The 24,356-nt window shown below is 51.4% G+C and carries 21 protein-coding genes and 1 other annotated feature; of the genes, 1 reads left to right on the top strand and 20 read right to left on the bottom strand.

What is annotated here, in order from left to right; genetic code table 11:
- Positions 1 to 8 precede the first annotated feature (8 nt).
- The 17 genes from minC to ACLIN2_RS10255 form a co-directional block, all read right to left on the bottom strand.
- Positions 9 to 680 (bottom strand): septum site-determining protein MinC, encoded by a 672-nt coding sequence (gene minC, locus ACLIN2_RS10335; RefSeq protein WP_092269735.1) that lies wholly within the window; start codon positions 678 to 680, stop codon positions 9 to 11.
- 99 nt (positions 681 to 779) lie between these two features.
- Positions 780 to 3,215, bottom strand: a complete 2,436-nt coding sequence (locus ACLIN2_RS10330) for a peptidoglycan D,D-transpeptidase FtsI family protein (protein ID WP_400582648.1) — start codon at positions 3,213 to 3,215, stop codon at positions 780 to 782.
- Between the two features lie 37 nt (positions 3,216 to 3,252).
- Positions 3,253 to 3,780: a rod shape-determining protein MreD gene (gene mreD, locus ACLIN2_RS10325; protein ID WP_411503982.1), complete on the bottom strand. Its 528-nt coding sequence runs from the start codon at positions 3,778 to 3,780 to the stop codon at positions 3,253 to 3,255.
- Entirely contained in the window at positions 3,780 to 4,739 is a 960-nt protein-coding gene (gene mreC, locus ACLIN2_RS10320) for a rod shape-determining protein MreC (RefSeq protein ID WP_400582646.1), read from the bottom strand. The genes mreD and mreC overlap by 1 nt, the downstream gene beginning before the upstream one ends.
- A gap of 14 nt (positions 4,740 to 4,753) precedes the next feature.
- Entirely contained in the window at positions 4,754 to 5,797 is a 1,044-nt protein-coding gene (locus tag ACLIN2_RS10315) for a rod shape-determining protein (RefSeq protein ID WP_092269584.1), read from the bottom strand.
- Between the two features lie 44 nt (positions 5,798 to 5,841).
- Positions 5,842 to 6,540 carry a RadC family protein gene (gene radC / locus ACLIN2_RS10310; protein ID WP_092269587.1) on the bottom strand — a complete coding sequence of 233 codons (699 nt, stop codon included), beginning with the start codon at positions 6,538 to 6,540 and terminating at the stop codon, positions 5,842 to 5,844.
- A gap of 100 nt (positions 6,541 to 6,640) precedes the next feature.
- Complete coding sequence (locus ACLIN2_RS10305) at positions 6,641 to 7,225, bottom strand: Maf family protein (protein WP_092269591.1); 585 nt, start codon at positions 7,223 to 7,225, stop codon at positions 6,641 to 6,643.
- Positions 7,226 to 7,236: 11 nt separating this feature from the next.
- Positions 7,237 to 7,377 carry a DUF4321 domain-containing protein gene (locus tag ACLIN2_RS10300; RefSeq protein ID WP_246011114.1) on the bottom strand — a complete coding sequence of 47 codons (141 nt, stop codon included), beginning with the start codon at positions 7,375 to 7,377 and terminating at the stop codon, positions 7,237 to 7,239.
- A gap of 260 nt (positions 7,378 to 7,637) precedes the next feature.
- A complete protein-coding gene (locus ACLIN2_RS10295; RefSeq protein WP_411503981.1) occupies positions 7,638 to 8,912 on the bottom strand; it encodes a hypothetical protein in 1,275 nt (424 codons plus the stop codon).
- A 56-nt stretch (positions 8,913 to 8,968) separates the two neighbouring features.
- Positions 8,969 to 9,412 carry a prepilin peptidase gene (locus ACLIN2_RS10290; RefSeq protein ID WP_411503980.1) on the bottom strand — a complete coding sequence of 148 codons (444 nt, stop codon included), beginning with the start codon at positions 9,410 to 9,412 and terminating at the stop codon, positions 8,969 to 8,971.
- Between the two features lie 135 nt (positions 9,413 to 9,547).
- Positions 9,548 to 10,546 carry a ketoacyl-ACP synthase III gene (locus tag ACLIN2_RS10285; protein ID WP_174769295.1) on the bottom strand — a complete coding sequence of 333 codons (999 nt, stop codon included), beginning with the start codon at positions 10,544 to 10,546 and terminating at the stop codon, positions 9,548 to 9,550.
- Between the two features lie 139 nt (positions 10,547 to 10,685).
- Positions 10,686 to 12,068: a UDP-N-acetylmuramate--L-alanine ligase gene (gene murC / locus ACLIN2_RS10280; RefSeq protein WP_411503979.1), complete on the bottom strand. Its 1,383-nt coding sequence runs from the start codon at positions 12,066 to 12,068 to the stop codon at positions 10,686 to 10,688.
- A 1-nt stretch (position 12,069) separates the two neighbouring features.
- On the bottom strand, positions 12,070 to 13,443 hold the full coding sequence (locus tag ACLIN2_RS10275; RefSeq protein ID WP_092269613.1) for a bifunctional folylpolyglutamate synthase/dihydrofolate synthase: 1,374 nt from the start codon (positions 13,441 to 13,443) through the stop codon (positions 12,070 to 12,072).
- Positions 13,444 to 13,486: 43 nt separating this feature from the next.
- Positions 13,487 to 16,159: a valine--tRNA ligase gene (locus tag ACLIN2_RS10270; RefSeq protein WP_411503978.1), complete on the bottom strand. Its 2,673-nt coding sequence runs from the start codon at positions 16,157 to 16,159 to the stop codon at positions 13,487 to 13,489.
- Positions 16,160 to 16,297: 138 nt separating this feature from the next.
- Positions 16,298 to 16,540 (bottom strand) — a binding site (T-box leader).
- Between the two features lie 50 nt (positions 16,541 to 16,590).
- Positions 16,591 to 16,923, bottom strand: coding sequence for an STAS domain-containing protein (locus ACLIN2_RS10265; RefSeq protein ID WP_122924787.1), 333 nt, complete (start codon positions 16,921 to 16,923; stop codon positions 16,591 to 16,593).
- Between the two features lie 96 nt (positions 16,924 to 17,019).
- Positions 17,020 to 18,264: an ATP-binding protein gene (locus ACLIN2_RS10260; RefSeq protein WP_122959659.1), complete on the bottom strand. Its 1,245-nt coding sequence runs from the start codon at positions 18,262 to 18,264 to the stop codon at positions 17,020 to 17,022.
- 32 nt (positions 18,265 to 18,296) lie between these two features.
- A complete protein-coding gene (locus ACLIN2_RS10255) occupies positions 18,297 to 20,420 on the bottom strand; it encodes a PP2C family protein-serine/threonine phosphatase (RefSeq protein ID WP_400582937.1) in 2,124 nt (707 codons plus the stop codon).
- A 175-nt stretch (positions 20,421 to 20,595) separates the two neighbouring features.
- Here ACLIN2_RS10255 and ACLIN2_RS10250 point away from each other — a divergent pair, with 175 nt between their 5' ends.
- A complete protein-coding gene (locus ACLIN2_RS10250; protein WP_174769294.1) occupies positions 20,596 to 20,778 on the top strand; it encodes a hypothetical protein in 183 nt (60 codons plus the stop codon).
- A 40-nt stretch (positions 20,779 to 20,818) separates the two neighbouring features.
- Here the strand turns inward: ACLIN2_RS10250 and ACLIN2_RS10245 are convergent, their stop codons facing one another.
- Genes ACLIN2_RS10245 through ACLIN2_RS10235 form a run of 3 tightly spaced genes read right to left on the bottom strand, consistent with a single transcriptional unit; the run spans position 20,819 to position 24,255 of the window.
- Complete coding sequence (locus ACLIN2_RS10245) at positions 20,819 to 21,814, bottom strand: phosphotransferase (RefSeq protein ID WP_400582627.1); 996 nt, start codon at positions 21,812 to 21,814, stop codon at positions 20,819 to 20,821.
- The gene (locus ACLIN2_RS10240; RefSeq protein WP_411503977.1) at positions 21,801 to 22,799 is read right to left on the bottom strand and encodes a phosphotransferase; all 999 of its coding nucleotides are present in this window, start codon (positions 22,797 to 22,799) and stop codon (positions 21,801 to 21,803) included. Before ACLIN2_RS10240 ends, ACLIN2_RS10245 begins: the two co-directional genes overlap by 14 nt.
- Before the next feature lie 13 nt (positions 22,800 to 22,812).
- A complete protein-coding gene (locus tag ACLIN2_RS10235) occupies positions 22,813 to 24,255 on the bottom strand; it encodes a LysM peptidoglycan-binding domain-containing protein (protein ID WP_411503976.1) in 1,443 nt (480 codons plus the stop codon).
- Between the last annotated feature and the right edge of the window lie 101 nt (positions 24,256 to 24,356).

The raw sequence follows: 24,356 nt of genomic DNA, 5'->3' as shown, positions 1-24,356 counted from the left end.
CACAAGCCTCAAGCCTTCTTTTCTCCCAGTTCTGGCCGGATCCGCGCCAGATAGTTCATTTTCGCCACCAGCATCGTTTCATTTTCCAGGTACGCAAACTCTGTACCCCCGGAATGATTGGTCCACTCTTCCCCTGGCTTGCTGATTACATCGGCAATCCTCAGCTGGGTAGGACTCATCACGGCTGCGGCAATAATGACCTGACTGTCACCATCGATCCCTGCATGGGCATAGCCTCGCAGATGACCCAGAACATAGATATTTCCCGTACTGCGAACGATTCCTCCCGGGTTGACATCCCCCAAAAGGAGCAAGTCTCCGTCGTACTCGAGCACTTGACCGGAGCGAACCGTGTGTACCTGGACGGAAAAATGTGTTTTCAGGCGTTCGGCAAAAGCTTCCTCTTTTGTGATCACATCCGCCTCAACGGTATGAATGACCAGATTCCCCTTTTGCCGAATAATTTGAGTCAACTGCTCCTGTTGTTCTGGTGAGCAGTACCTTTTCCCCAATTTAATGGATACCCGTATCAGCGGTCCTGACAAAATCTGTTGATGGCTATGCTCTATTTTTTCACGCACATCGGTCAGCAGTTCTTCGAAGGAACAGGTATCGTCCATGAAGAAGACGAGCCCCTCTTTTGTTCCTTTGATTGTGACCTTGCTTTTCACAGTCGTCACCTGTTTCACCTCGACCGATACCATTCGCCATACAGAAACTTTTTTCCTGCTCTACTTGAAAAATTTGCCGAATCGGGTCACATCACGCCGTTTGAACCTTTAGGGCTTGGTTGTGGATGAAGAAGTGGGCGATGCTGGGTGCAGAACACCCGGGTTTAATTCGTCATACGCCTCCAGCAAGCGACGAGAAATGGGACCTGTCGCATCCGAGCTGGAGGTTCCGTCCTTCAAACTGTTAGGTGCCACGACGACAAACACGATTTGCGGATTTTCGTAAGGAGCAAACCCTACGACCAGCGCGTTCTCTGCCCGACGCCCAGTCTGAGCGGTACCAGACTTGGCAGCGACATTGTACGGCAAGCCGGTAAAGGCACGGGAAACGGTACCACCTGGCTGCGTAACCAAGTGCATCCCTTCTTTTACGACCTGAATGTACTTCGGATCGATGTTTACCCGATTCAAGACTTGCGGCTCAATCAAAGTCAGCGTCTGTCCCGGTTTTTTCGGATCTGTTGTCCCTCTGCGGATTTCCTTGACGAGATGCGGACGAATCCGGTAGCCACCGTTGGCAATCGTCGATATATACTGCGCGATCTGAATGGGGGTAAACAGATCGTACTGCCCGATCATCGCATCCGCCAAGTTACCGTAGTACAAGTTGGGGTTTTCCCAGCCTGTCTTTTCTCCCGGCAAGTCAATACCAGTTTTTACCCCGAGACCAAACTGCGCATTGTAGAAATCGAGTACGGAAAACTGTTTCTCCCAGCCTTGTGTGCCTTTTTTCGCCAGACGAATCGCCATTTCGTACATGTACGTGTTATTGGATACTTGCAGCGCACGTCTCGCATTGACCGGACCGTGTCCCCCCGCTTTCCAGTTCCGCTTGTACGAAGTCCCTACCTCCAAGCCTCCGCGGTCATAAATGGTTTCATTCGGAGTTGTCAACCCTTCCTGCAGGGCAATCATGACAGACAACGGCTTATACGTGGAAGCCGGCGGGTAAGGCGTGTAAATGAAACGGTTGGATTCGTTCGGGAGAATCAACGAGGAGTATACCTTGTTAAATTCTTTCCGGTCGTAGTACAGATTCAGATTGTAGTCAGGGTAGCTCGCCATAGCCAGAATTTCCCCCGTATTCGGGTTCATGGCCATTACGTGAGCATCCTTAAATTCCTTTGGCGTGGTCGGCTTCTTTTTGTAGGCTTCGACTTCTTCCTTTAAAATAGCCTCTACCTTGCTCTGGAAGCGCCAATCCAAGGCAAGCACGAGATCATTACCCGGCTCAGGTGCCTGACGCATGGTCTTCTCTACCGTCTCCGAGTTTTTGTTGACGTGGACATCCATGATCCCGTCTTTTCCACGCAGGTATCGCTCGTAGTAGGCTTCAAGTCCGGTTACCCCTACACGGTCGATTGCATTATACCCTTGCGCCTCGTATTCCTTCAGGCTCTCCGGGCGAATGGCATTGATGTACCCGAGGAAGTGCGTGCCAAAAGCTGTACCGTCGGGATCGGGCATGATTTGTCTTACCGGCTCCAGCTCTACGCTGATCCCCGGCAGCTCTGTCCGCCTCTCTTCGATCTGGAACATTTCCTGCTGTGTGATGTTTACCTTCACACGACGCGGGATGTAGCTCGCCATTTGAGGAGAGCGCATTTCCTGGAGCAGGGACAGCTTATGCCACTGGAACTGGCGCTGTTGATCCGTCAAAGGCAGAGGAACGTCCAATTCGAACAAGGAGGCGTAACGGAGCAAATCCATGTCAGACTTGTCCGAGAGCTGAGCAGGTGTCGGCAGCTGTCTGATTTGTGCCTTTACTTCCTTAATCAAATCATCGCGGTCTTCTTTATCCAGTGTAAGGGAGAACTGGACGTTTGCATTGAAGGCCGTCTTTAGCAGCTCCAGGTCGGACAGTCCATCTAGAGCAGTAGCATTGCCGTTCTTCATACTCGTTTTTAATTTGTTGATGACGTTCTCTCTCTCTTTATCATCAAAAGGAGAGCGTACACGCAGCCCCACGTACAGAGCTGTCTTCACCAGGTTGTAATCGGACATCGAATCGACCTGCTCCTGCTTTGGAACCAGCTGGAGCTTCGGCGTGATCAGCGCCTTCAGCTCATTCGTTTTCTTCTCATCAAAAGCTACCGGCAATGTAGACCGCAGCTCAATGGTCTTTTTCAGCAGCTCTTTGTCCGTCCCCAATTTCCCACCATCGGGAATCAGGATTTTGGCTAGGCGATCTGCTACTTTTTCTTCATCAATATCCTGTCCTTGCTCTTCCACATACTGCACCGTATAAACCGGCTTGTTGGAGACGAGCACCGCTCCATTCTTGTCGAGAATCCTGCCCCGCGGAGCTGAAATTGGCAGCTCGCGAATGCTGAATTTCTCCAGCTCATGTCGGTACTGCTCTCCTTCTACCAGTTGCACGAAAGCGAGACGCAAAATGATAGCGGCAAAAAACAGGAACACGATCAGGAACAAAATGTTCAGCCGAATCGGTATATGCGATTTCGGTTCTTTCGTTTCCTCCACGAGTTCTCCCCTCCTTACAGATACGCCGTAACCATGGTTATTCTGCGTGCAAATCTCGCTTCTTCGCCTGAATCTTGTTGCACATTCTCATGATCGGGACATAAATCAGCAGTGTCACAACGAGGTTGAGTATGACACTGGGCAGAATTTGGCGGTTCAGCATCCATCGGACGTCATAGGGCGCAGCCGAAAACAGTCGGAACAAGCTGTAGAGCAGCCACTCATGACCAAACAGGATCAGGGCGCTTGTTACGAATACCATGCCAAATCCACGCTGGAACAGCAAAACGATCAAGCCTGCAAAATAGCTCGCTACCATCATGGACATCGTGTAAATGCCGATGACCTGACCGAAAAGCACATCCTGCAAAAACCCGAACGCGAGTCCGTAGTAGAGACCTTCCCGCCTGCCCATGAACATGGAGATGAGAATGCAGCATACTAGCGCAAAGCGGGGTACTGTCATCCACGACAGACCCCATGTAGCTGTTGCAATCACTTGAACGACAGTTCCTTCTAGAAGGAACAAGACCAGTACTGTTAGCGTCAAAATAAAGCGTTGCATTACTGCCCACCCCCAACCTGCGATGTCGAGGTCCCTTGATTCGGTACATTCGTTGTCTGGCCAGCATTTTGCTGAGGGATCAGCTCTCCGGTCGGGGAGATGGAAAAGTTTCTTTCCACGATCATGACTTCATTTAATTGTGAGAAGTCGGCACTCGGCTGAATGTAGGCCGTTTGGGTCAGACCGTAATCGTCAGGTTCTACCCGAACAATGTAACCGATGGGCAGGTTACGCGGAACTACTCCGCCTAGACCCGAAGTGATGACTTGCTGCTTTGCTTCAATTTTCTGTCCCCAAGGAATCTTCCGCATGATGAGCAAACGCTCCTGTGGATCGTATTCCTCAACGACCCCGCTCACAGGGTGCACCGTCGTTTGACCGTTCACGACCTGTGTCGTTTGGACAACAGCCGAAATATGGTCGCGTCGTTCATAACTGGTCAAGAGTTCAACCGAAGATGAAAAGTTGGCTACACTCTGTACTCGCCCGATCAAGCCCTTGGACGTAATTACCGCCATGTCTTTTCGGATCCCCTGCTTCAGTCCCTTATCGATTGTTATGACGTTGTTCCAGGTATCCGGGTTACGGGCAACGACCTCTGCAAAACGGAGCTGGTAGGATTTGAGTGATTCTTTTGCCTGAAGCGCTTCTCTCAAACGCGTATTCTCCGCTTGCAAATCAAGCAATTCGGCAGACATACGGGCGTATTGATCGAGTCCAGCCTTCAGTGCCTTGTTTTCCTCGTAGACATTGTAAGCATCGTCTACTTCCTGAAAAAAGCCAGAAACAGCCTGGGCAGGGCGATAAAAAAAGCCCTGCACCACGCTGAAGGTATCTTTAAAAAACATCTCGGGCCAGGTCAGCTTCACTCGTTCACGGGAAGTAAAACCCACGACAGAGATGAGCAGAACCAAGCCGACGAGTACAATAATCAGCCGCTTGTTCCCGAAAAACGACATGCCCTAACCTCCGTTTATTTACCCCGTTTTTGTCGGGAAGAGGTGATGCCGTGCTTTGACTTGAACAGGTGAATGTTCTCCAATGCACGTCCTGTTCCGATCGCAACGCAGTCCAGTGCATTTTCTGCCACATGTACAGGCATGCCTGTTTCTTTGCTCAGCAAGCGATCCAGATTTCGCAGCAATGCCCCGCCACCAGTCAGTACGATGCCTCTATCCATGATGTCGGCAGCCAGCTCTGGCGGACTTTTCTCCAGAGTCACCTTCACTGCTTCCACGATAGCAGATACGGTTTCTGCCAAAGCATCTGCAATTTCCGAGCTGCTGACGGACAACGTCTTCGGCAGACCTGTCACCAGATCGCGACCGCGGATTTCTACATTTTCAGGCTCTTCCGGTGCGATCGCAGAACCGATTTCCAGCTTCAGCGTCTCAGCTGTGCGCTCCCCGATCATCAGATTGTATCTGCGTTTGATGTACTGAATAATCGCTTCGTCCATCTCATCGCCTGCTACGCGAATCGAACGGGAGGTAACGATCCCACCCAAGGAAATGATCGCGACTTCAGTCGTACCGCCACCAATATCGACAACCATGCTCCCTGTCGGCTCCCAAACAGGAAGATCCGCACCGATTGCCGCTGCGAATGGTTCTTCAATCGTGTGCGCTTCCTTCGCTCCCGCTTGCTTCGTCGCATCTTCCACCGCACGTTTTTCTACTGCAGTAATACCGGATGGCACACATACCATGACATTCGGACGGCGGCTGAACAGGCCTTGATTTTTTTGGGCCTGGTTAATAAAGTAGCGCATCATGGTTGCGGTCGTATCAAAATCCGCAATGACCCCGTCCTTCATCGGGCGAACAGCCACGATATTGCCTGGAGTACGTCCGATCATGCTTTTCGCCGCATTCCCTACCGCTTCAATCGAATTGTTGTTGGTGCGGATCGCCACAACGGACGGTTCCCTTACCACAATTCCTTTGCCTTTTACAAACACCAGTGTATTGGCAGTGCCGAGGTCAATCCCCAAGTCACGTGTAAATCCACCAAACATAAAAAAACTCCTTCCGATATTTACAGTTGCAAGCAAATTGTCTTTTAGAAGTACCCCTGCTCTTTCAAGCTGACATACTTTCCATCCCCAATGATTACATGATCCAAGAGTGCAATTCCCACCAGCTCGCCTGCATCTCGCAGTGTTTGCGTAATCGCAATATCTTCCCGGCTGGGTGTAGGATCGCCGCTTGGATGGTTATGTAGGCAAATCACCGATGCACTGCTGCGACGTATGGCTTCCTTGAAAACCTCTCTAGGGTGCACGATCGAAGCGTCCAAACTGCCTACAAAAATCGTCTGCTTGCCAATAACCCGGTTCTTGGTATTGAGGAAGAGACAAACAAAGTGTTCCTGTGTCAAATGAGCCAACTCAGGTATCATCAAATCAGCCACATCACGGGGCAATCGAATAGCTGCACGGCTCTGCCGCGGCACACCCGTGAGCCTTCTTCCCAGCTCAAATGCGGCGTGCATTTCGATCGCCTTGACCTGACCAATTCCCTTTTGTTCGATTAACTCAGCGTGAGAGGCCTGGGCCAATTCCCTCAAGTCGCCGAACCTGGCCAACAGATTCTGTGCCAGCTCATATGCCGTCTCTTTCTCTGTGCCTGTCCGCAATAAGATGGCCAGCAGTTCTGTATCAGACAGATGGTCCGCTCCCACGCGAAGCAGTCTTTCGCGTGGACGGTCATAGTAAGGGACGTTTTTGAGCACGTTTTTGTTACAGGTATTTGTTGGCATTTGAACCGACCTCCAGCCATTCGATAATTCGGAAACGGCTGGCTCGGAGACGAACATGTGATGGAATGCCGTTGCCGCTTGAAACCAGGCAATGTATTGCTTACAAAACAGTGATTCCAAAGCGGGAAAGCATCTTGGCTGTGAGACAGAGAGGAAGTCCGACCACGGTAAAATAATCACCCGTGATGCCTTCCACGATCGTCGCACCGATTCCTTGGATCGCATACGAGCCAGCTTTATCCATCGGCTCTCGCGTCGCAATGTAAGCTTTTATTTCGGATTCCGAGAGAGAACGAATCCGCACCTGTGTGTGACTGTGTGCAACCTCTGCTCGTCCTGTAGCTGCATCAAGCAGTGCCACTCCGCTGTATACAGTATGCTCGCGGCCTTGCAGCATGGACAGCATGTGAAACGCATCAGCCTCATCCACCGGCTTACCTAAAATCTGATCGTCGAGAACGACAATCGTATCCGACCCCAATACTACCCCTTCCTTGCAGGTAGAAGCGACCGTCTGCGCCTTTCGAACCGCCAATTCTTCCACTACTTCTTTTGGGGACATGCCAGGCGCAGTCGTCTCGTCCACGTCACTCGTCTGCACGGTAAAAGTGAGCCCCAAGGTGTGCAGCAATTCTCTGCGACGTGGCGAGGATGAGGCAAGAATAAGAGATGTTTGTGTTTTCATCGTTTTTCAACCTACTTCATTCGTCGATGTATCCAAAAAGCGAGGGCTAACCCTCCTACACTGGCTAGATTTAGTTTTACCTGAAAGTTCAGGTCGTACTTCAAAATTTCTAAATCCGCCGAGGGTGACCATCTTAATTCTTTGCTCTTCATGAGGAAAGGGATCCAGGGCTCCAAAATCTCCCCGATAATGCTGCCACACAATAGTCCACAAGCCAGAAGAAGCAATAGTATTAGTGTATCTTTCCCCATAACCTTCCCACTCCCTGTTTACTAGGGATTCTCTTTTTGCCATCAATAAGTGTAGCAAATGGGAGGGTACGAAACAATCCCCGAATACTCCTGGTAGTTACTGTAAATAAAGAAAAGACCTCCTGCAAGAAAACCTTTGCGGAAGTCTGTTCCATGGCTGATTATTCGGTTTTTTGCGCCTGTTTGACCCATGCCGCATAATTCTCCAAATACTTCAACACGCCTGCCTGAACCTGCCAGGCATACGATTCAGCACTTTGCGCCTTCTTGCCTGCATTTGCCTCCGCCATTTTATCGCGTGCATCCATCGCCTGATTGATGCCATTCACCATTTCACTAAAGTATGGCGTAGTGCCTGCCTGCGCCGAAACGAGACGGCTTTCCTCCAGGAATTGGCGATGCTGCTCCTTCATCGCGGCTGCCTCTTCCGTGGAAAGAACGGGCTGGGCGTTGGTAATCACTTGCCCGGAGTGAGCGGAAAGCGTCTGTGCAAGCTTTGTTCCGTTGGCAAAAAATACGTTCAAATCTGGAGCGGCGGAAGAATTGGCTGAGGCCACACCCACTGTCCCTTGATAGGTCGGAAAGGAAAATTCCTTTACATACACATCGACACCCTTGCTCTTCAGGTTCGTCGCAAAACCGAGCACGGCATCTCTTGTCGGAGCGGCTGCCGCAAACATGTACTGATTGGCCGTGTCCTTGTAAAGCAGGTGCGGCACACCCAGCTTATCGAGCGGCTCGACGGCAGCTTGCGCCGAGGCATCTGGCGAAAATACCCCTGCTTGTGCGACAAACATCTTCAAATCCGGAAGCTGCACTTTGACATCAGTCGGTACCCCGGAGGCTGGTGCTGCAGGCGCATCTGTCATTGGCCGATCCATTCCTGGCAAAACGGGACCCGCGATAGGCAGCTGTCCCTCGGGAGACCCTGCTGCCGGATTTGCTGTCAGCGTTTGGACTGTGTCGCTCAGGACATTCCGATACGACTGGGACAGCTCCTTTTCCGAAAAGACGGTGAGGACGAGGAAGCCGAACAAGAGGCCGATCGCAATACCGCCACCCGTTGTCAGCACCGTCCGAAAAATGGGTCTCTTCGTCCATGAAGAAAACAAACGTGTCGCCGGCCTTTTGCTCAGCACACTCTCCTCTTGTTCGTCTTCAAAGCGAGCTTCTGTGGATTCTTCCAAAACGATTCCCGTCTCTCTGCTAGGCTCCCGCTCTGCCCGGCTTCGCAGCTGCATCATGCGTTCCCAGGCTTCGTTTCCCTTTTCAACGATCGGCTGAGCAGGAAAAGGGATCGTGCGTTTCCCCGTTCCTTTTTCTGTGTTCACCGTTTTCACCGTTTCAGCCGGCTTGGCACTCTCTCTTTTTTCATCCCAGAACTTTCCGTTCATTTTGACAGTGACATTGCTTCTTTTATCTCCGCTCACAACCATGCCCCCCTGCAACAGGCTCTTTCTACTAGCTTACGTTGTCCAAGGACAGGTTATGACTACGAGATGCCAAGCCCATACACGAGCAGTCCAACAGTTAGAAACGGAGCAAAAGGAATGGGGGTACGGCTGTCGATTCGTTTTAGCAGCAGCAAGAGCAGGGATACCAGAAACGCCATCGCACACGCCCATGTCATGGTGAAGACAAACCCTCTTATACCTAGCGAAAATCCTAGAAGTCCTAGCAGTTTTACGTCCCCCATCCCGATGAGTGCCGGTCGATGCCAGGCAATCAGGCCAAGTGCGAGCAGGATTCCTCCTGTGAGGAAAAGATGCTCCATCCACTGCTCCCATCCCCAAAGAAAGGCCCCGGAAAGACCCGTGAAAATGCCGCTTACCAAAAGTACCATGTTCGGTATCCGTCTTTGTCGCATATCTGTCCAGGAAAGGTAGAAACAAATCACCACAAGTAGCAGCCAATGTATGTGCACGGTCTCCCTCATTTCCGATAAGATCCTCCCCGCAACGTACGAAGAGATTCATGTTTGGCGAAGCTGCATGTCCATTTTCCGCTTGCTCACTGGCACAAAAAAAGTCGCCCTGCGAGGTTGATTGACCCGCGGACGACTTCAAGGTATTCAGGAGCGATTGGAAGGATTCCAGGTTATGAGCATGCCGGCGTGGACGAGGCCACCCCCAAATCCGTACAGCAAGAGGGTGTCTCCCTCTTTTACCGATCCTTCCCGAATGCCTTTGTCCAAAGCGAGGGGAATCGTCGCTGCCGAGGTATTGCCGTAATACTCCAGGCTATAAAGCGTCTTCTCGATGGGAAATTCACTCTTTTCACAAACGGATTCAATCATGCGCAGGTTGGCACTATGCGGGATGAACCAATCTACTTCCTCCAGCGTCGCGTCTGCTCGGTGAACGACCTCCTTCATCCCACGGGGAATGGTTGTCGCCACCCATTTGTACACTTCTCTGCCGTTTTGGACGATGCACCCTTCGCCAGTAAGCTCACGATCAGCCATCGTTTTGGCAAGCCCCGATCGATATACGTGTATACCCCCGTCCCCTTTTGTCCCCAAGTAAACAGAACGAAAGCTTGGATTGGCTTCGTCATACTCCACCAGTACCGCACCAGCACCGTCTCCGAATAAGATGCAGGTCGTCCGGTCCGTATAGTCCGTCACCTTCGAAAGCGTCTCCGCACCGACAACCAGCACTTTTCGATGCATCCCGGAGCTGACTAATGCGTTTGCTGTATGCAGTGCGTACGTAAAGCCCGCACAGGTGGCACTCAGATCCATGGCTCCGGTTTGCTCGATGCCAAAGTGCGCCTGTAATTGACTGGCGACGCTCGGAAACGGATAGTCAGGGGTCGAGGTCGCCACGAGAATCATATCGACATCTTCGACTGACTTGTCGTATTGCTTGATCATATTTTCTACAGCAGCTATGGCAAGATGGCTGGTGAATTGCTTTTCGCTGGCGATTCGGCGTTCATGAATCCCGGTTCTTTGCAAAATCCATTCATCGGATGTATCCACCATTTTTTCCAGATCAGCATTCGTCAGTCTGCGGTCCGGAACATAAGTGCCGATTGCCGTAATTCTAGCTTGGGAGCGAAGCGTCATGATTCATCACCTCTCCTTTTTATAACCTCATTATAACATCAACTATTAGTATCTGGTACTAAAATATATTTTGTCTTAAGAAATAAGAAAAAGGCTTGAACCGAATGGGTCCAAACCTTTTTCTGCACGAGCGTCTTCTTTATTTACCAAGCTTTTCTGCAAGCCAGAAAGCTGACTTCCAAATGTCGCCCGCCCCCATGGTCAGCACCAGGTCGCCAGGCTTCAGATCGTGAAACAGCTGTTCCTGCAGCTGTTCTTTCGTCGGGATGTACTGCGCCCGTTCATGACTGTTCACCCGAATTTTTTGCACTAGTACCTCAGAGGATACACCTTCGATCTTGGCTTCCCCTGCAGGTGAGTAAATATCCGTGATGATGACCTCATCTGCGTCCGCGAACGCACGACTGAACTCATCCATCAGGAAAAAGGTTCTCGTATAGCGCTGCGGCTGAAATACCGCGATCACACGTCGCCCAGATGCCTTGGCACCTTTCAGTGTCGCTATGATTTCCGTCGGATGGTGCGCATAATCGTCTACCACGAGAATGTCACGCGCCTCTCCGATGATTTGGAAACGACGCTTCGCACCCCGAAACGAAGTCAGGGCGTTTGCAATTTGTTCAAACGACAAGCCCATATCGAGGCAGACGATGATTGCAGCCAGCGCGTTCGCAATATTGTGCTTGCCCGGAACAGTCAGGATCAGCTCTCCCAACAGCTGCTCGCGATGATACACTTCGCAGCGGCTGCGCCGATCCCCACACTCGATGGAAACTGCCCGATAATCTGCCGTGTCCACGAACGGCTTTTCAATGGCATACGTGACAACTGTTTCGGTCACAGACGGCAGCACTTCCCTTACATGCTGGTCGTCGATACACAGGACCGCTTTTCCTCCTGGTTTTAGGTGACTCAGAAATTTCACGTACGCTTGTTTCAGGTTATTAAAGTCACCATCGAAATGCTCCAGGTGATCGGGTTCGATACTGGTAACGATCTCATATACAGGGCGATACTCGAGGAAGGAACCATCACTCTCGTCCGCTTCCGCAATAACATAGTCACTGCTGCCTGCTTTTGCATTCGTTCCAGCGTTCATCAGCTCTCCGCCGATGATAAAGGTCGGATCGACTCCACACTCCTCTAAAACATGGGAGATCATGGAAGTCGTCGTCGTTTTCCCATGAGCTCCTGCAACCGCAACACCGGTACGTTCGTTCAAAATTTGGGCAAGCATTTGCGAACGATGCAGGACGGGAATACCTTTTGCTTCTGCCGCAACAACCTCAGGGTTATCTTTTGGAATACTGGTGGAGTATACAATGATGTCTGCTCCCTCCACATGGCTTGCAGAATGGCCTATATGTACGGCCGCCCCTCTTGCTTCCAGCTTCTTCGCCAAATCGTTCATGGCGACATCGGAACCGGTTACCTTGTATCCAAGGTCAATCAAGACGCGGGCAATAGCACTCATACCATATCCGCCTATACCCACAAAGTGGACGTGCTCTGCCTGATCCACCCTATTCACCTGCCTCTTCTACTGTAGTGGGAAAGAATGCGCGCACTTGGGCGATGAAGTAGAGCGATCCGCAGACGACTAACCAGTCATCCGCCTTCGCTGATTGCTTCTCACGCATCCAAGAAAGGAGAAATGCTCGCCAGTCAGGGACTGCCTCCAGTTTTTCCGCTTCCCATCCTCCTGTGTGGAAGGCATCGTGCAGCATTTCGCTCTCTGCAGCACGAGGGAAGTCGAAAGTCGTTACATAGAGGGACTCTATCCGCGACTGTAGCGGCAAAAGCGTCTCAGCCATTTGGGAAAGCGGCTTATCCGCCAAGCCGGAAAACAGCAGATGCAAACGGGCACCCTCTGGCAACAGCCTCTCCAGACTGCCTGCGAGCGCCTCCATTCCTTCCTGGTTGTGTGCCCCATCCAAGATCACCAAAGGTCTCGGGGAGACGATTTCTAGACGACCAGGCCAACGCGTTTGTTGCAAACCGCGAAATATTTCTTCGTCCTCCAGCAGGAATGAGAAGTAGTTCCGTAGGATATCGATCGTCATTAAAGCGATCGATGCGTTGTCCGTCTGATGGATGCCATTCATGGTCAAACGATAGGTTTCCTCGTTGCGGCGGAGCCTGCTTCTGTAACGGAACTGCTGTTCACCCAGCTTCTCCTCGACTTGCTCACCGGCAAAATGGTTCCCGATCTCGTAGACCGTGCTTCTCGTCTGCTTGGCTTTTTCATGGAAAACTGCGAGCACTTCAGCTCGACGCTCTCCCGTGACTACAGGCACACCTGGTTTGATGATACCGGCTTTTTCCCCTGCGATATCGACCAGATTGTCGCCTAACACACTTGTATGATCCAGCCCGATGTTCGTGATGACGGAAACCAGTGGAATCACCACATTTGTGGAATCCAATCGACCACCAAGCCCTGTTTCCCATACAACTACTGCGGGAAGCTTTACTCTCGCGAAATAGAGAATAGCGATGAGCGTGATCACTTCGAACTCGGTTGGAGAACCGAATTCCGTCTCTTTTTCGCAGCGCTCTACCAGCACACGGACTTCGTTTGCCAGCTGCAGCAGATCCTCTTCCTCAATCATGCTGCCATTGTAACGAATTCGCTCGCGAAAATCGATTAAATACGGAGAGGTAAACGTTCCTACGCTATACCCTGCTTCCATGAGCATTTGGGTCAGGAATGCGCAGGTCGATCCCTTTCCATTCGTACCTGCAACGTGAATAAAAGGAACTCTGCGCTCCGGATTGCCCAGCTCACCAAGCACCCACTGCATCCTCTCCAGCCCCGGCCGTTGGCCGAAGCGGAGAAGTCCATGCAGCCAGTCAAGGGCTTGCTTGTATTCCACAAATCGTTCTTCTGCATGCATACTACCATGCTCCATTCTCAAAAATATGCGCTGGATCAGCGGATCATTCGCTCTTCAATTCAGCCAGTCGAGCAACGACCTTATCCCGCTTTTCCATGTAATCCGCCATTTTCGCTCTTTCTTCTGCTACTACTTTTTCCGGTGCTTTTGCCATGAAGCCGGCGTTGTTCAATTTCTTTTCAATCCGGTCCACTTCATTGTGCAGTGTTGCCAGTTCTTTTTCCAAACGCTTGAGCTCTTGATCCAAATCGATCAAGCCTGCCAAAGGCAAGAACAGCTCTGCTCCCGTAATCACAGCGGACATCGCTTTTTCTGGAGTCGTCAGCTGCTCACTGATTTCCAGGCGCTCCGGATTGCAGAAACGACTGAGGTAGTCTTCCCCACGCCTTAGACGCTCACTTGCGAGGGCGTCGCTTGGCTTGATCAGCAGCTCGATTTTTTTGGACATTGGCACATTCACTTCCGCACGGATGTTGCGGACACTGCGAATGACTTCCATCAAAAGACCCATTTCCGCTTCTGCATCAGCAAAGATCCACTGCTCGTTGACCGTTGGCCATGCAGCGACAGTAATGCTCTCCCCTTGGTGTGGAAGTGCTTGCCAAATTTCTTCCGTGATGAACGGCATGAATGGATGCAGCAAGCGCAGCGTCTGGTCGAGTACCGTTACAAGTACGGATTGCGTCGTTTTCTTTGCAGCCTCATCGGTACCGTAGAGCGGCAGCTTCGCCATTTCGATATACCAGTCGCAAAGATCGTCCCAAATGAAGTTGTAGAGAACACGGCCAACTTCACCGAACTCATATGCATCTGTCAAGCGGGTCGCATCGGCAATCGTAGCTTGCAGTCGAGACAGAATCCATTTATCCGGTGTAGAGAGCTCGCCGCTAAGGTCGATATCTTCATAGCGGAAGCCTTCCAGATTCATCAGAGCGAAACGAGAAGCATTCCAGATCTTGTTGGCGAAGTTGCGGTTCGCCTCCACCTTTTCCCAGTAGAAGCGTTGGTCGTTGCCTGGAGAGTTCCCTGTTGCCAAGGTGTAGCGCAGCGCATCTGCCCCGTATTTCTCAATCACTTCCATCGGATCGACACCATTTCCAAGCGACTTGGACATTTTGCGTCCTTCCGAGTCACGGATGATTCCGTGGATCAGTACGGTTTCAAACGGATTTTGTCCGGTGAACTCCAAGCCGTTAAAAATCATGCGGGCAACCCAGAAGAAGATGATGTCGTAGCCTGTTACCAGAACGTTTGTCGGATAGAAATACTTCATGTCCTCGCTATCTTCTGGCCAGCCTAGTGTGGAGAACGGCCACAGGCCGGAAGAGAACCAGGTATCGAGAACATCGTTGTCCTGCTCCAGCTTGTGGCTGTGGCAGCTCGGGCACTCCGTCACGTCTTCACGGGAGACGATCGTCTCGCCGCAATCGCCGCAGTACCAAGCCGGAATGCGGTGACCCCACCAGAGCTGACGGGAGATGCACCAGTCGCGGATGTTTTCGATCCAGCGCAGGTAGTTGTTTTTAAAGCGCTCCGGAACGAATTTGACGCTCTCCTCGCTCGCTGCATTCGCCAGCGCCGCATCAGCGAGTGGCTGCATGCTCACGAACCATTGCGTGGACAGATACGGCTCTACTACAGCATCGCTGCGTTCGCTGTGCCCTACCTGGTGGATATGCTCTTCGACTTTGAACATTACGCCTTGCTCGGTCAGATCCTTGATAATCTGCTTGCGGCAGGCAAAACGATCCATGCCTTTGTAAATGCTCGCCTGCTCATTCATCGTGCCCGATTCATCCATGACCACGATTTGCGGCAGGTTGTGGCGCAATCCCAATTCAAAGTCATTCGGGTCATGCGCTGGAGTAATTTTGACTGCACCTGAACCAAACTCAGGGTCTACATAGTCATCTGCCACGATCGGAATTTCACGTCCTACGATTGGCAAAATAACGGTTTTTCCGACCAGGTGCTTGTAGCGTTCGTCCTCTGGATGAACCGCAACAGCTGTATCCCCCAGCATCGTTTCCGGACGGGTAGTCGCAACCTCGATATAGCCCGTGCCATCTGTGAGCGGGTAGCGCATGTGGTGCAGAGCGCCTTTTACCTCCTTGTAGATTACTTCAATATCGGAAATGGCAGTGCGCGCCGCTGGGTCCCAGTTAATGATGCGGTTGCCGCGGTAAATCAGGCCTTTTTCATACAGGCGAACAAAAACTTCGCGAACGGCACGGGACAATCCCTCGTCCATCGTGAAGCGCTCGCGGGAGTAATCCAGCCCCAAGCCAAGCTTTTCCCACTGCTCACGAATGTGCGTAGCGTAAATATGCTTCCATTCCCAAACCTTTTCTACGAACTTTTCACGGCCGAGGTCGTGACGGGAAACGCCTTCCTCGCGCAGGGTAGCTTCTACACGGGCTTGTGTCGCGATTCCCGCGTGGTCCATCCCTGGCAGGAACAGGGCGCTGTACCCTTGCATCCGCTTGGTACGAATGATGATGTCCTGCAGTGTCGTATCCAGCGCATGCCCCAAATGCAGCTTACCTGTTACGTTCGGAGGGGGAATCACGATCGTAAACGGTTTTTTGTTTGGGTCGCGCTCGGCCTTGAAAAATTGTTTGTCTATCCAGTATGGATACCACTTGGCTTCAGCTGCTTTTGGATCGTAATTCTTGGGCAGCAGCTGATCGATGTCTTGTGTCGGTTGAGATGACATACGTGACTCCTCCTAAAAAAAGCATGTATTGAAGCACTCTCGAAGAAGGTGGTTCTTCGTTAGAGGAAGCTTTTTATGCGTTCCGGAAAGTCAATTTCAACTTTCCTACACGTAAAAAAAAATAAAAAAACCCTTCATCCAAAGGACGAAAGGATATTTTCGCGGTACCACCTTTGTTAACACGCACGATAGGTAAACACCATGCGTATTCCCTCAAACACGATAACGGCTGCGAACCGTTTCCGGCTGAACGAACATGCGTCTCACCGGAACAACTCCTGGGCGACCTTCAGTCATCATATTCCTTAGAGAATCTCGCAGCTGGTGATTCTCCTCTCTGCCAAGGCATCATGACCTACTCTTCCCATTCAACGTTGATTACATATGGAATTATCATTGACAGTTCATTGCTATTATATACAATCACTCGCTTACGCGTCAAACCCAGTTTCAGCAGCCTTTGCCACGGAAATACCCAATGCCTCTGTGAAGCCAAGCACACTCAAAATATCTAGTATTTCCTCCCGCACATTCACAATCTCTACCTTTTTGCCCAATGCCAGCAATTCTTTCGTCGTAAAAAACAGACTGCCTATTCCCGAAGAATCAACAAAAGAGACGCCCTGGAAATCTACAGTAACGGATTCATTGCGCGTCCCGTACTGCTGGAGCAATTCGCCTACTCGGTCCCCCACCGCCATGTCCAGTTCACCGTCAAAAAACAGCGTGGCTTGTCCATTTGTTTCTGTTGCTCGATAGTCCATGCACAAACTCCTCTCCTTGATGATAGGTCCCTTCAGGTTCACCCTCTATCCTTGTACCCCCTTTTTTTGTCTAGCAAACATTTGTTTATCCCTCTCTCATTCTTCCACGGGGGATACGCATTCCAGAATGAGCTTGGTCCCTGCAAACGAGCTGCCGAGGTACACCCTGTCACAATACTGCAGCATCACCGAAAAGCCAGCCCCGAGTGATTCACGCGTGGAATACCCCTGCTGCAATGTAGCGCGCGGCAATTCCTCCAGCAAAATGCCCTGGCCTTGATCGTGAATCACCACCCTGCACATGTGCTGCTCGAAAGATGTGTAGACCGTGATCATGCCGCCATCGCCATGCTTCAGCGTATTCGACGCTGCTTCACTGACGGCAACCATGAACTGCAAGATCCGCTTGTCCGACAACCCAAGCGGTTCCAGTGAACGCTTGCAGGCCCTGCGCAGATCTGCCAGATGCTCGGGTGCGCGTAAGTCCATGGCAAACGATTTTCGGCCGTTTCGCAACAGAAAAAACAGCTCTTCATCACTTAGCAAGAGCAGCTTGTTTTGCGTAACCACCCCGAGAATGTCCCGGTAAATTTCCCACTCGCGCCTCTGCCGGCGACGCTCTTCTGTGATCGCCTCTGTCACGTCGATCAAGGCGATTCCACAAGTTTGATCAGGCAGTAGCGAGGCATACATCTCGTAGAGCTTCCTGCCATCCTCAGATACGAGCTGCTCCCGTATCGATACGCCTGTACTCACATCATTCTGGATCAATCGAAACATTTCCTGCTCGATTTCCCTCTCTGCCCGCGTTGTCCCCAGCGGTCGAAGCTTGCCTTCATCGAACAGATAGAGAAAAATGGTCCCGATTTGGCGCAAGATGGACAGCTTTTGCAGCTCTTGCTTAATCAGGCGTTCTCTTTCCCCATCCCGCTTTTTCACATCGTTCAAAAGCGCAGACGGGTCCAGCTCTCCACTCATGTGCCAATTGTGAAATTCTTCGAGCAGCAGCCGCCCTAATACCTCATCCCGGCGCAACACCTTTTCGATATCAATCACGTAGTACGGCACGCCCTCAATACCGTGCAGCCCGTTCCCAATAATCCGAAAATCTCCGGCCAGCTCTATCTCCAAACGTCCATGCAATGGTTTATCCCGACTGATTATGCCAATCGCCGTTCGGCTGACTGCAATCAACTGCGCATTACAAACTTTCGCTGTTGACAGGTTCGTAACTCTTACCGTCCGAGCCGGTATCACCTTTTGAGCCGATCCTCCCATACCGAGTTGATCAAGGCAATTGTGGCAACCGGGATTGTCGGGACATCCCTCACACAAAATCACAGGTTATCCTCCTTTCATGACCAGTAGTGAGGTCAAGATACATCCGCGTCCGCGAAGAGCTGTTCCCCGGCAGACTGGAATTGAATAATCAACACAGACATATCATCTGTCTGCTGTCCTTCTCTCGTCTTTTCCCAAATATATGTCTCCACATGATCCATCGTAGCTTCTTTTTCTTTTCCATACCTGTCCAATATTTGGGTCAGGTCATGCTGCCACGTATGCAAGCAGCGGTATAATTCTTTTCTCCCTGATTCTACGAGCCCATCCGTATACATGAGCAGCAAGCCCGCTTCTTTTAATGGTACTTTTTCCAGCTTGTAAGTGCTATCAGGCGAAAGCCCTAGGCCTATTCCCCCTGCCAAGGGTAGCACAGTTCTCTGTGTTGCGGTCAAATAGAGCGGCTGCGGGTGTCCGGCGCGGCTGAGGAGCAGAGCATGCTCCTGTGCATCATACAAGCACACCAGCATCGTAATATACGTTCTCGTCTTTGACAAATCCTCAAAGAGCAGCTGATTCAACCGCTCTAGCACTTCATCAGGCGAGATGCTTTTTTGCAGCACGGCGCGAACCGCAGTACGAATCCCTGCGGCAAGCAGACTGGCTGGCAAGCCATGTCCGGAAACGTCCGCGACAATAAAGCAAGTATACCGCTCATCCACGCCTATGTAATCAATATAATCTCCACCAACATAAGTAAACGGAGCATATACCGACCGTGCCCGCAGGCTTTTTAACGTCAGCTGCTCTTTTGGAACAAGCATGGATTGGATTCGCTTGGCAAGCTCCATCTCAGACTCCATGAAACGCAGCTCAAGCTCCTGATGCTGGTGCCGACAGCGCAAAGCCAGGTCGCGAACATTCACTAATAGTAATTGAAAAAAGGACTGCTCCAGCTCTTTTTTCAGACAATCATCTTCTTTTACAAAAGCTTCAAGGGTGACAAAGCGGGGAGTCAAGCCTGAATCCAGCGTTTCGTGGACCACGATCTGCTCCTGGAACTGATGAATCCCTGCCCACTCCCTTCTCTTCCCTCTCTCCGCCTGAAAGTAGACGCGACGATCGGAGGACTCCAGCGAGAGCCGTAAATAGACGAGATTATCCAGCTTGGAATACCACGTCTCAACAAGTTCTTCGATTACCTGCTGCATCGTTTCATACGTAACCTTTTTCAACCTCTGTTGATTGCTTGCCACCAGCAAATGCTCGTAGTTTTGCTTCAGCCCCAGTACCTGCGTCAGCTGCTGGTTCGATCGCTGGGTCAATGCGAGCTGTTCAATCAGCTGATGCTCCAAACGGGTGGCGGACATCAACGTCTGGTTGACCAGCAGCTGGTGGTCGCGAATCGTCAGATACACACGAATGCTGCCAAACAAGATGGCGACCCACAGCCCGAACTGGCCGTCTTCAGGAATCGCCGGAACTCCAAGCAGCAAGGCTCCTGATAGGACCAGCAAGACTTGGACCATAAATGCATCCCGCTTGACAAAGTTCAGCTTTTGAAACAGGTAGCGATACTCAGGCTGCTCCATTCGAGCCCGTGATATTCCAGGAGCACGGTAATGGGCCAGTATGAGAAAGGCGATGCTGACAACACCTGCGGCAATGCGGGCGACAGAAGGAACAAACGGGATTAACATCGTATAGACGATAAACACGCTCGTAGCCAAGATCAATGTCCGATGCTGTTTTCGCTCCTTCATCGCTTGTCCAGATGCTTGTCCTTTCTGAGCACACGTGGTGATGGCGGGGATCAACAGAAAGACGCCTCCCAGGATATGCATCATAACCGGCAAGTGGCCGCTTGAGGTGTAAGCGAGTTCATGGACAACGACAATAGCTGTAAACGTTACGATCAAGGTGACGCTATCCCAAACCGTCTTCCAGGATTCATACGCTAAAGTCGCATGCTGAAGGGCATGCAGGGACAACAGAAAGAACGTATACGTAAAAAAACAGGCAGGCATGCAAATCTTTTGCACCCAGGCAACCGAAGAAAGCGCCAGCAGATTGCCAAGCCCCCATGTGAGCAATCCGATTCCCTGTAAGAACGAAACATGATACCACCGTCTCACCGAGTAACGACCATATATGCGTGTCATTATCCAAATCCCTACGAGCATTTCCAGCCCGTACAGAAAGGCTTCCAAAATCATGTCAATCACCTTCGTTTACGTCCTATTGGTACCTGCCCATTTACGTTCCCCTTTGATTCCCTTTTGAAACCTCCTTCTGCCAGCCCTCGCTTCCCGATCGGCCTGCTTCTCATCTTTTTGCCTATCTAGCACTGTCCCTTCCATTGGCGCATAGGATAGTAATGAGGTGATTGTGATGAATTTTCGCTGGAAGTACAATCCTACCTACCTGCGTATCAAATACGGATTAAAGCAAGTGTTGATTCCCCTGATAATCTTTCAATTCGTCCGCACGATCATTTTGCCAACCTCCTTTGACGTCGTCATCCTGGGAATCCTGGCGTTGACCTATGTAGCAATAGCGCTGGACTGGTGTTAGCGCAAAGAAAAACAACGCCCCACACGTGAGACGCTGCTCCCTAAAACGCTTGCTGGACCCAACGATGCAGCCGCATCAAGCGGTCCATATCTTTTTCCAGCCGTTTGACGGCATACAACTCGCTCCATTCTTGACGTCCATTGTAGTAGATATCGACATCCCGCATGATGCGCTCCGGATACGAAAGAAACGCAGCCAACAGCTCGATCTCTTCGGGCCGCAGCGGGAAGATGGCAGAGTAATGGCGGAAAAGCTGCGAAGCGCCGGTTTCATCTCCAGCCATTTGAAAGTACGTCCGATAAAACAAGGTCAAATCCCTGATTGGCGTATCAAATGTCGCACGATCGAAATTCAGCAGCTTGCCTTTTCCAAAGCGGTCCAATATGACGTGGGCAGGATGCGGGGATCCATGGATCAATGACAGTCGAAAATGCGCGTGCGTCTCATGTCGCTCCCTCCAGTCAAGTAACAGATCCGCAGCTGACTTGGCCAACTCTGCGATGAACGCTCGATTTGCTAGAAAGACCAAATCAAACGGAGACTGATAGGGACGCTCGCTTGCAATTTGTGCCGCCTTTTCCACTTGCTTTTGCCAATAGTGCCAGCGATTGAGCAAGGAATCAATCAACGGCTCCACCTGCCGCGGATCATCGAAGCGGTAATTTTGCGTCAAATGGTGAAGCTCTGCCAATCGCTCCAAGGTAGGGGTAGCCCAAGCAAGCGGTTGATCCTCTCCTGGCTCACTGCTCGGCTGCCAGGAGGTTAGATAGTAGGTCGCATCCTGGTATTGGACGAACGGATCGTCATATTTGGTGTGCAAAAATGGGACAGCCCCATCCCATCCCCGTCGTTTCAGCTGACGCAATACATCGCTCACATAGAGAAGGCGCTGTCCAGGAGCCTGTGTTCGTTTGCAGACGTACGAGCCATACGGAGTGATCGCCTTGAAGACGTTTGGCTCCTTCAGGACATCGATGTTCTGGGCAAACATGTCATACTCCTGAAACAGTGGGAAGATGTCTTCAAAGCGGCTCATTGGCGCTCTCACTCCTTGGTCGCTCGGCCCGGTCAGCAATGTGCCGCAGCAAAACATCCACGGACTGCTGGCTCTTAATGGCCTGCTCGATTCCGGTTATCGGCATTTCCTTGTTTTTCGATACGCGATTGACGTAGGCTTCCACACTCCGCCAAATCTCCCTTGGACGTGCCATGAATGCGAGCATCAAGGTGTAATCTTCACGGGTGAGAGGCTTCACTTCCTCATAGCCATCCAGAAAAGCATCGACTTGGCTCAGATCGAGCTGTGTCAAATACAGGTGGCGTAAATATCCGGCTACGTCACGCTGCTGGACGGAGAGAGTAGGTCGGAAGAAGCCTCGCAAATGCAGCCTTCCGTTGGCAAGTCCCCAGTTGTCAGGTATCAGATCTTTATGAGAAACACTGAGCACATCCGCTGCGATCCGGTCATCTCCGAGCATCGTGACCGAGCGTTCCATTCGCTGCAGCAATGGCTGCATCAAGCTGACTACCCAGCGCTTTTCTCCTTTTTCCTTGGCGAATTTGGCACGATAGGATTCGAACAGGGACTTGGCCCGCGTCCATTCCGTCTCTGCCTTCATCTGCTCCTGCCGTAAATAATCTGCACCCGCCAGCAAATTGCTTTCCTGTTGGGAGAGATGCATCATGGCGACGACACGGCCACTTTGATAGGCCGTATCCCGCTCAGGATGAAACGCCTCCAGCTTCCTTACGTGATCGGTCATCGTGACACCCTGCTTGCCTACGAGGACATACGGTTTGGACTCGCGTGTGCGGATAAAGCGCTCCACCTCACGAAAACCTTGACGCGCCAGTCGTTCGCGCCAGGCAAACGACCAGCGCATCACGTCGATACGCGGCCAGACATGCAGTTCTTTGGGGCCCCGGTTTGTCTCCAGCAAATAGCAATCATCGAGTGGCGTGACACGGATTACGCGTGCTCGATAGTTTTGACAAACCTCGGATAAATCGATCTTGTCCACGGTCCCCCACTCCTCACTGTGGAATGTACAGGATTTGTCCGGCGACAAGCTGCTCCGATGCGAGTCGATTCACTTCCACAATTTTGGAAACGGGCAGGGAATAGCGTTGGGAGATCAGCTCCAAAGTCTCATCTCGCTGAATAATGCACATCTTCAAACGACTGGAGCGCTCCTCTTTATGGCGAATAAAGGAGGTCAGGTTTTGCATCGCTTCCACAGTGGACGGAGTGGCATTGGCTGTCGAGCCTCCCCTGCGTGAGGAGCTGGAGGATTCTGCTGCCTCCTGGGCCAATGCTTCCTGTTTTGCACGACTGGCTTGCGAAAAGATGGAGGTAATATTGACATTTCCCGTCTCTTCGCGCGAAGGCTTGCCTGAAATCGCTACACGCAGTTCAACTTCTTCACTGGCTTCTGGCTCTGCCATTACCGGAACAGCTTCCTCCACCTGCTCTTCTGCCTGCGAAGTCTCTTCCGTAGCTATCGGTGTAAAATCCGGATCATGATGGTCGTGAATAGCCAGGGTCGCTTCTTCCGGCTCATCTCTCTGCAGGGGAGCATCGCCCCATTGATTATCTACCTGATCCACATTCGTTACTTGCGGTTCATAAACAGGAGACTCCTCATATCCCGCTGATTCGATAGCGGGTGTATCTGCTCCCCAGGCTATCGAAGTATCGGTATACGCCTCTTGTGGATAATAGGTAGGCTGCTCCTCTGTCGATTCGGTCACTTCCCCATAGCTTTGAGGCTGATAGTAGTCATGTGTTGAAACCTCGACAGCCGGTGCATTGTATAACGAAGTCGAGTCTTCTTCCTCGTAAGCGATTGGTTCTGCCTGCCTCTCCATCTGCTGCTCAAGCTCAACCAGCTTTTGCTCGATTTCCTCGAGTGAAGCGGGCTCCACTACGTTGTCTGGTTGCTCGGATGCCACATGTGCGAACTCCCATGCCTCTTCCTGACGGGCAGACTCTGGTTGGGCAGGCGATTCTGCCGTCTGATCCGAAAGCATGATTCCAACGATCTTCAGCTCTGCTTCGATCAGCAGTTGATGCGGGGATTCCATGCTGTAGTCAAAGCTGTCCACGATCGCGTAGATATCGCCGATCTCCGCAATACGTTCTAGTGGAATCGTGATGTTGAGCGGTACGCGATGACTGATCTGCTCCTCCCAGCCGTAATACGGCCCCTCCGAACCTTCTGGCCGAAATGGCGCGAAAGTCATTGCCTCAACCAGAGTTTCCGTTCCCCCGCCGTTCGCTGCAGCGGTATCCCTGATCGGCTCGTACTTCCCGAACAACTGCAAGCAGCCTGTGATGGAGATGTAGGATTCATTCTCCAATACCTCTACATCCGGTACCAGTTCCAGCTCTTGCAACTCGCCTATTCCAGCTCTATCGGATGAGAGGAAAATGGTCTCCTTGATGGCAAACGAGAGCAATCCATCCTGTAATGCCATTCATGCTCCTCCTTTCAGGTGCAGGACATTTCCCTATACTATATGGACAGGACAAGTCGTTTAGCACCGGAAATTCTAGAAACAGTGAATGGCATGCAGGA

The sequence above is a fragment of the Brevibacillus centrosporus genome (assembly GCF_046622605.1).
GTDB classification, from domain to species: Bacteria; Bacillota; Bacilli; order Brevibacillales; family Brevibacillaceae; genus Brevibacillus; species Brevibacillus centrosporus.
The sequence above is the reverse complement of the archived record's forward strand: the minus strand, read 5'-3'. Positions and strand labels throughout refer to the sequence as shown.

Bases quoted from the DNA above. Each gene is read 5' to 3' on its own strand.
- ACLIN2_RS10290 (WP_411503980.1), bottom strand. From the start codon at position 9,412: ATGAGGGAGACCGTGCACATACATTGGCTGCTACTTGTGGTGATTTGT.
- ACLIN2_RS10265 (WP_122924787.1), bottom strand. From the start codon at position 16,923: ATGGACTATCGAGCAACAGAAACAAATGGACAAGCCACGCTGTTTTTT.
- mreD (WP_411503982.1), bottom strand. From the start codon at position 3,780: ATGCAACGCTTTATTTTGACGCTAACAGTACTGGTCTTGTTCCTTCTA.
- ACLIN2_RS10255 (WP_400582937.1), bottom strand. From the start codon at position 20,420: ATGATTTTGGAAGCCTTTCTGTACGGGCTGGAAATGCTCGTAGGGATT.
- ACLIN2_RS10245 (WP_400582627.1), bottom strand. From the start codon at position 21,814: ATGAGCCGCTTTGAAGACATCTTCCCACTGTTTCAGGAGTATGACATG.
- ACLIN2_RS10275 (WP_092269613.1), bottom strand. From the start codon at position 13,443: ATGCATGCAGAAGAACGATTTGTGGAATACAAGCAAGCCCTTGACTGG.
- ACLIN2_RS10305 (WP_092269591.1), bottom strand. From the start codon at position 7,225: ATGAAAACACAAACATCTCTTATTCTTGCCTCATCCTCGCCACGTCGC.
- mreC (WP_400582646.1), bottom strand. From the start codon at position 4,739: ATGTCGTTTTTCGGGAACAAGCGGCTGATTATTGTACTCGTCGGCTTG.
- ACLIN2_RS10300 (WP_246011114.1), bottom strand. From the start codon at position 7,377: ATGAAGAGCAAAGAATTAAGATGGTCACCCTCGGCGGATTTAGAAATT.
- ACLIN2_RS10250 (WP_174769294.1), top strand. From the start codon at position 20,596: ATGAATTTTCGCTGGAAGTACAATCCTACCTACCTGCGTATCAAATAC.
- ACLIN2_RS10315 (WP_092269584.1), bottom strand. From the start codon at position 5,797: ATGTTTGGTGGATTTACACGTGACTTGGGGATTGACCTCGGCACTGCC.
- ACLIN2_RS10295 (WP_411503981.1), bottom strand. From the start codon at position 8,912: ATGGTTGTGAGCGGAGATAAAAGAAGCAATGTCACTGTCAAAATGAAC.
- ACLIN2_RS10285 (WP_174769295.1), bottom strand. From the start codon at position 10,546: ATGACGCTTCGCTCCCAAGCTAGAATTACGGCAATCGGCACTTATGTT.
- radC (WP_092269587.1), bottom strand. From the start codon at position 6,540: ATGCCAACAAATACCTGTAACAAAAACGTGCTCAAAAACGTCCCTTAC.
- ACLIN2_RS10270 (WP_411503978.1), bottom strand. From the start codon at position 16,159: ATGTCATCTCAACCGACACAAGACATCGATCAGCTGCTGCCCAAGAAT.
- ACLIN2_RS10235 (WP_411503976.1), bottom strand. From the start codon at position 24,255: ATGGCATTACAGGATGGATTGCTCTCGTTTGCCATCAAGGAGACCATT.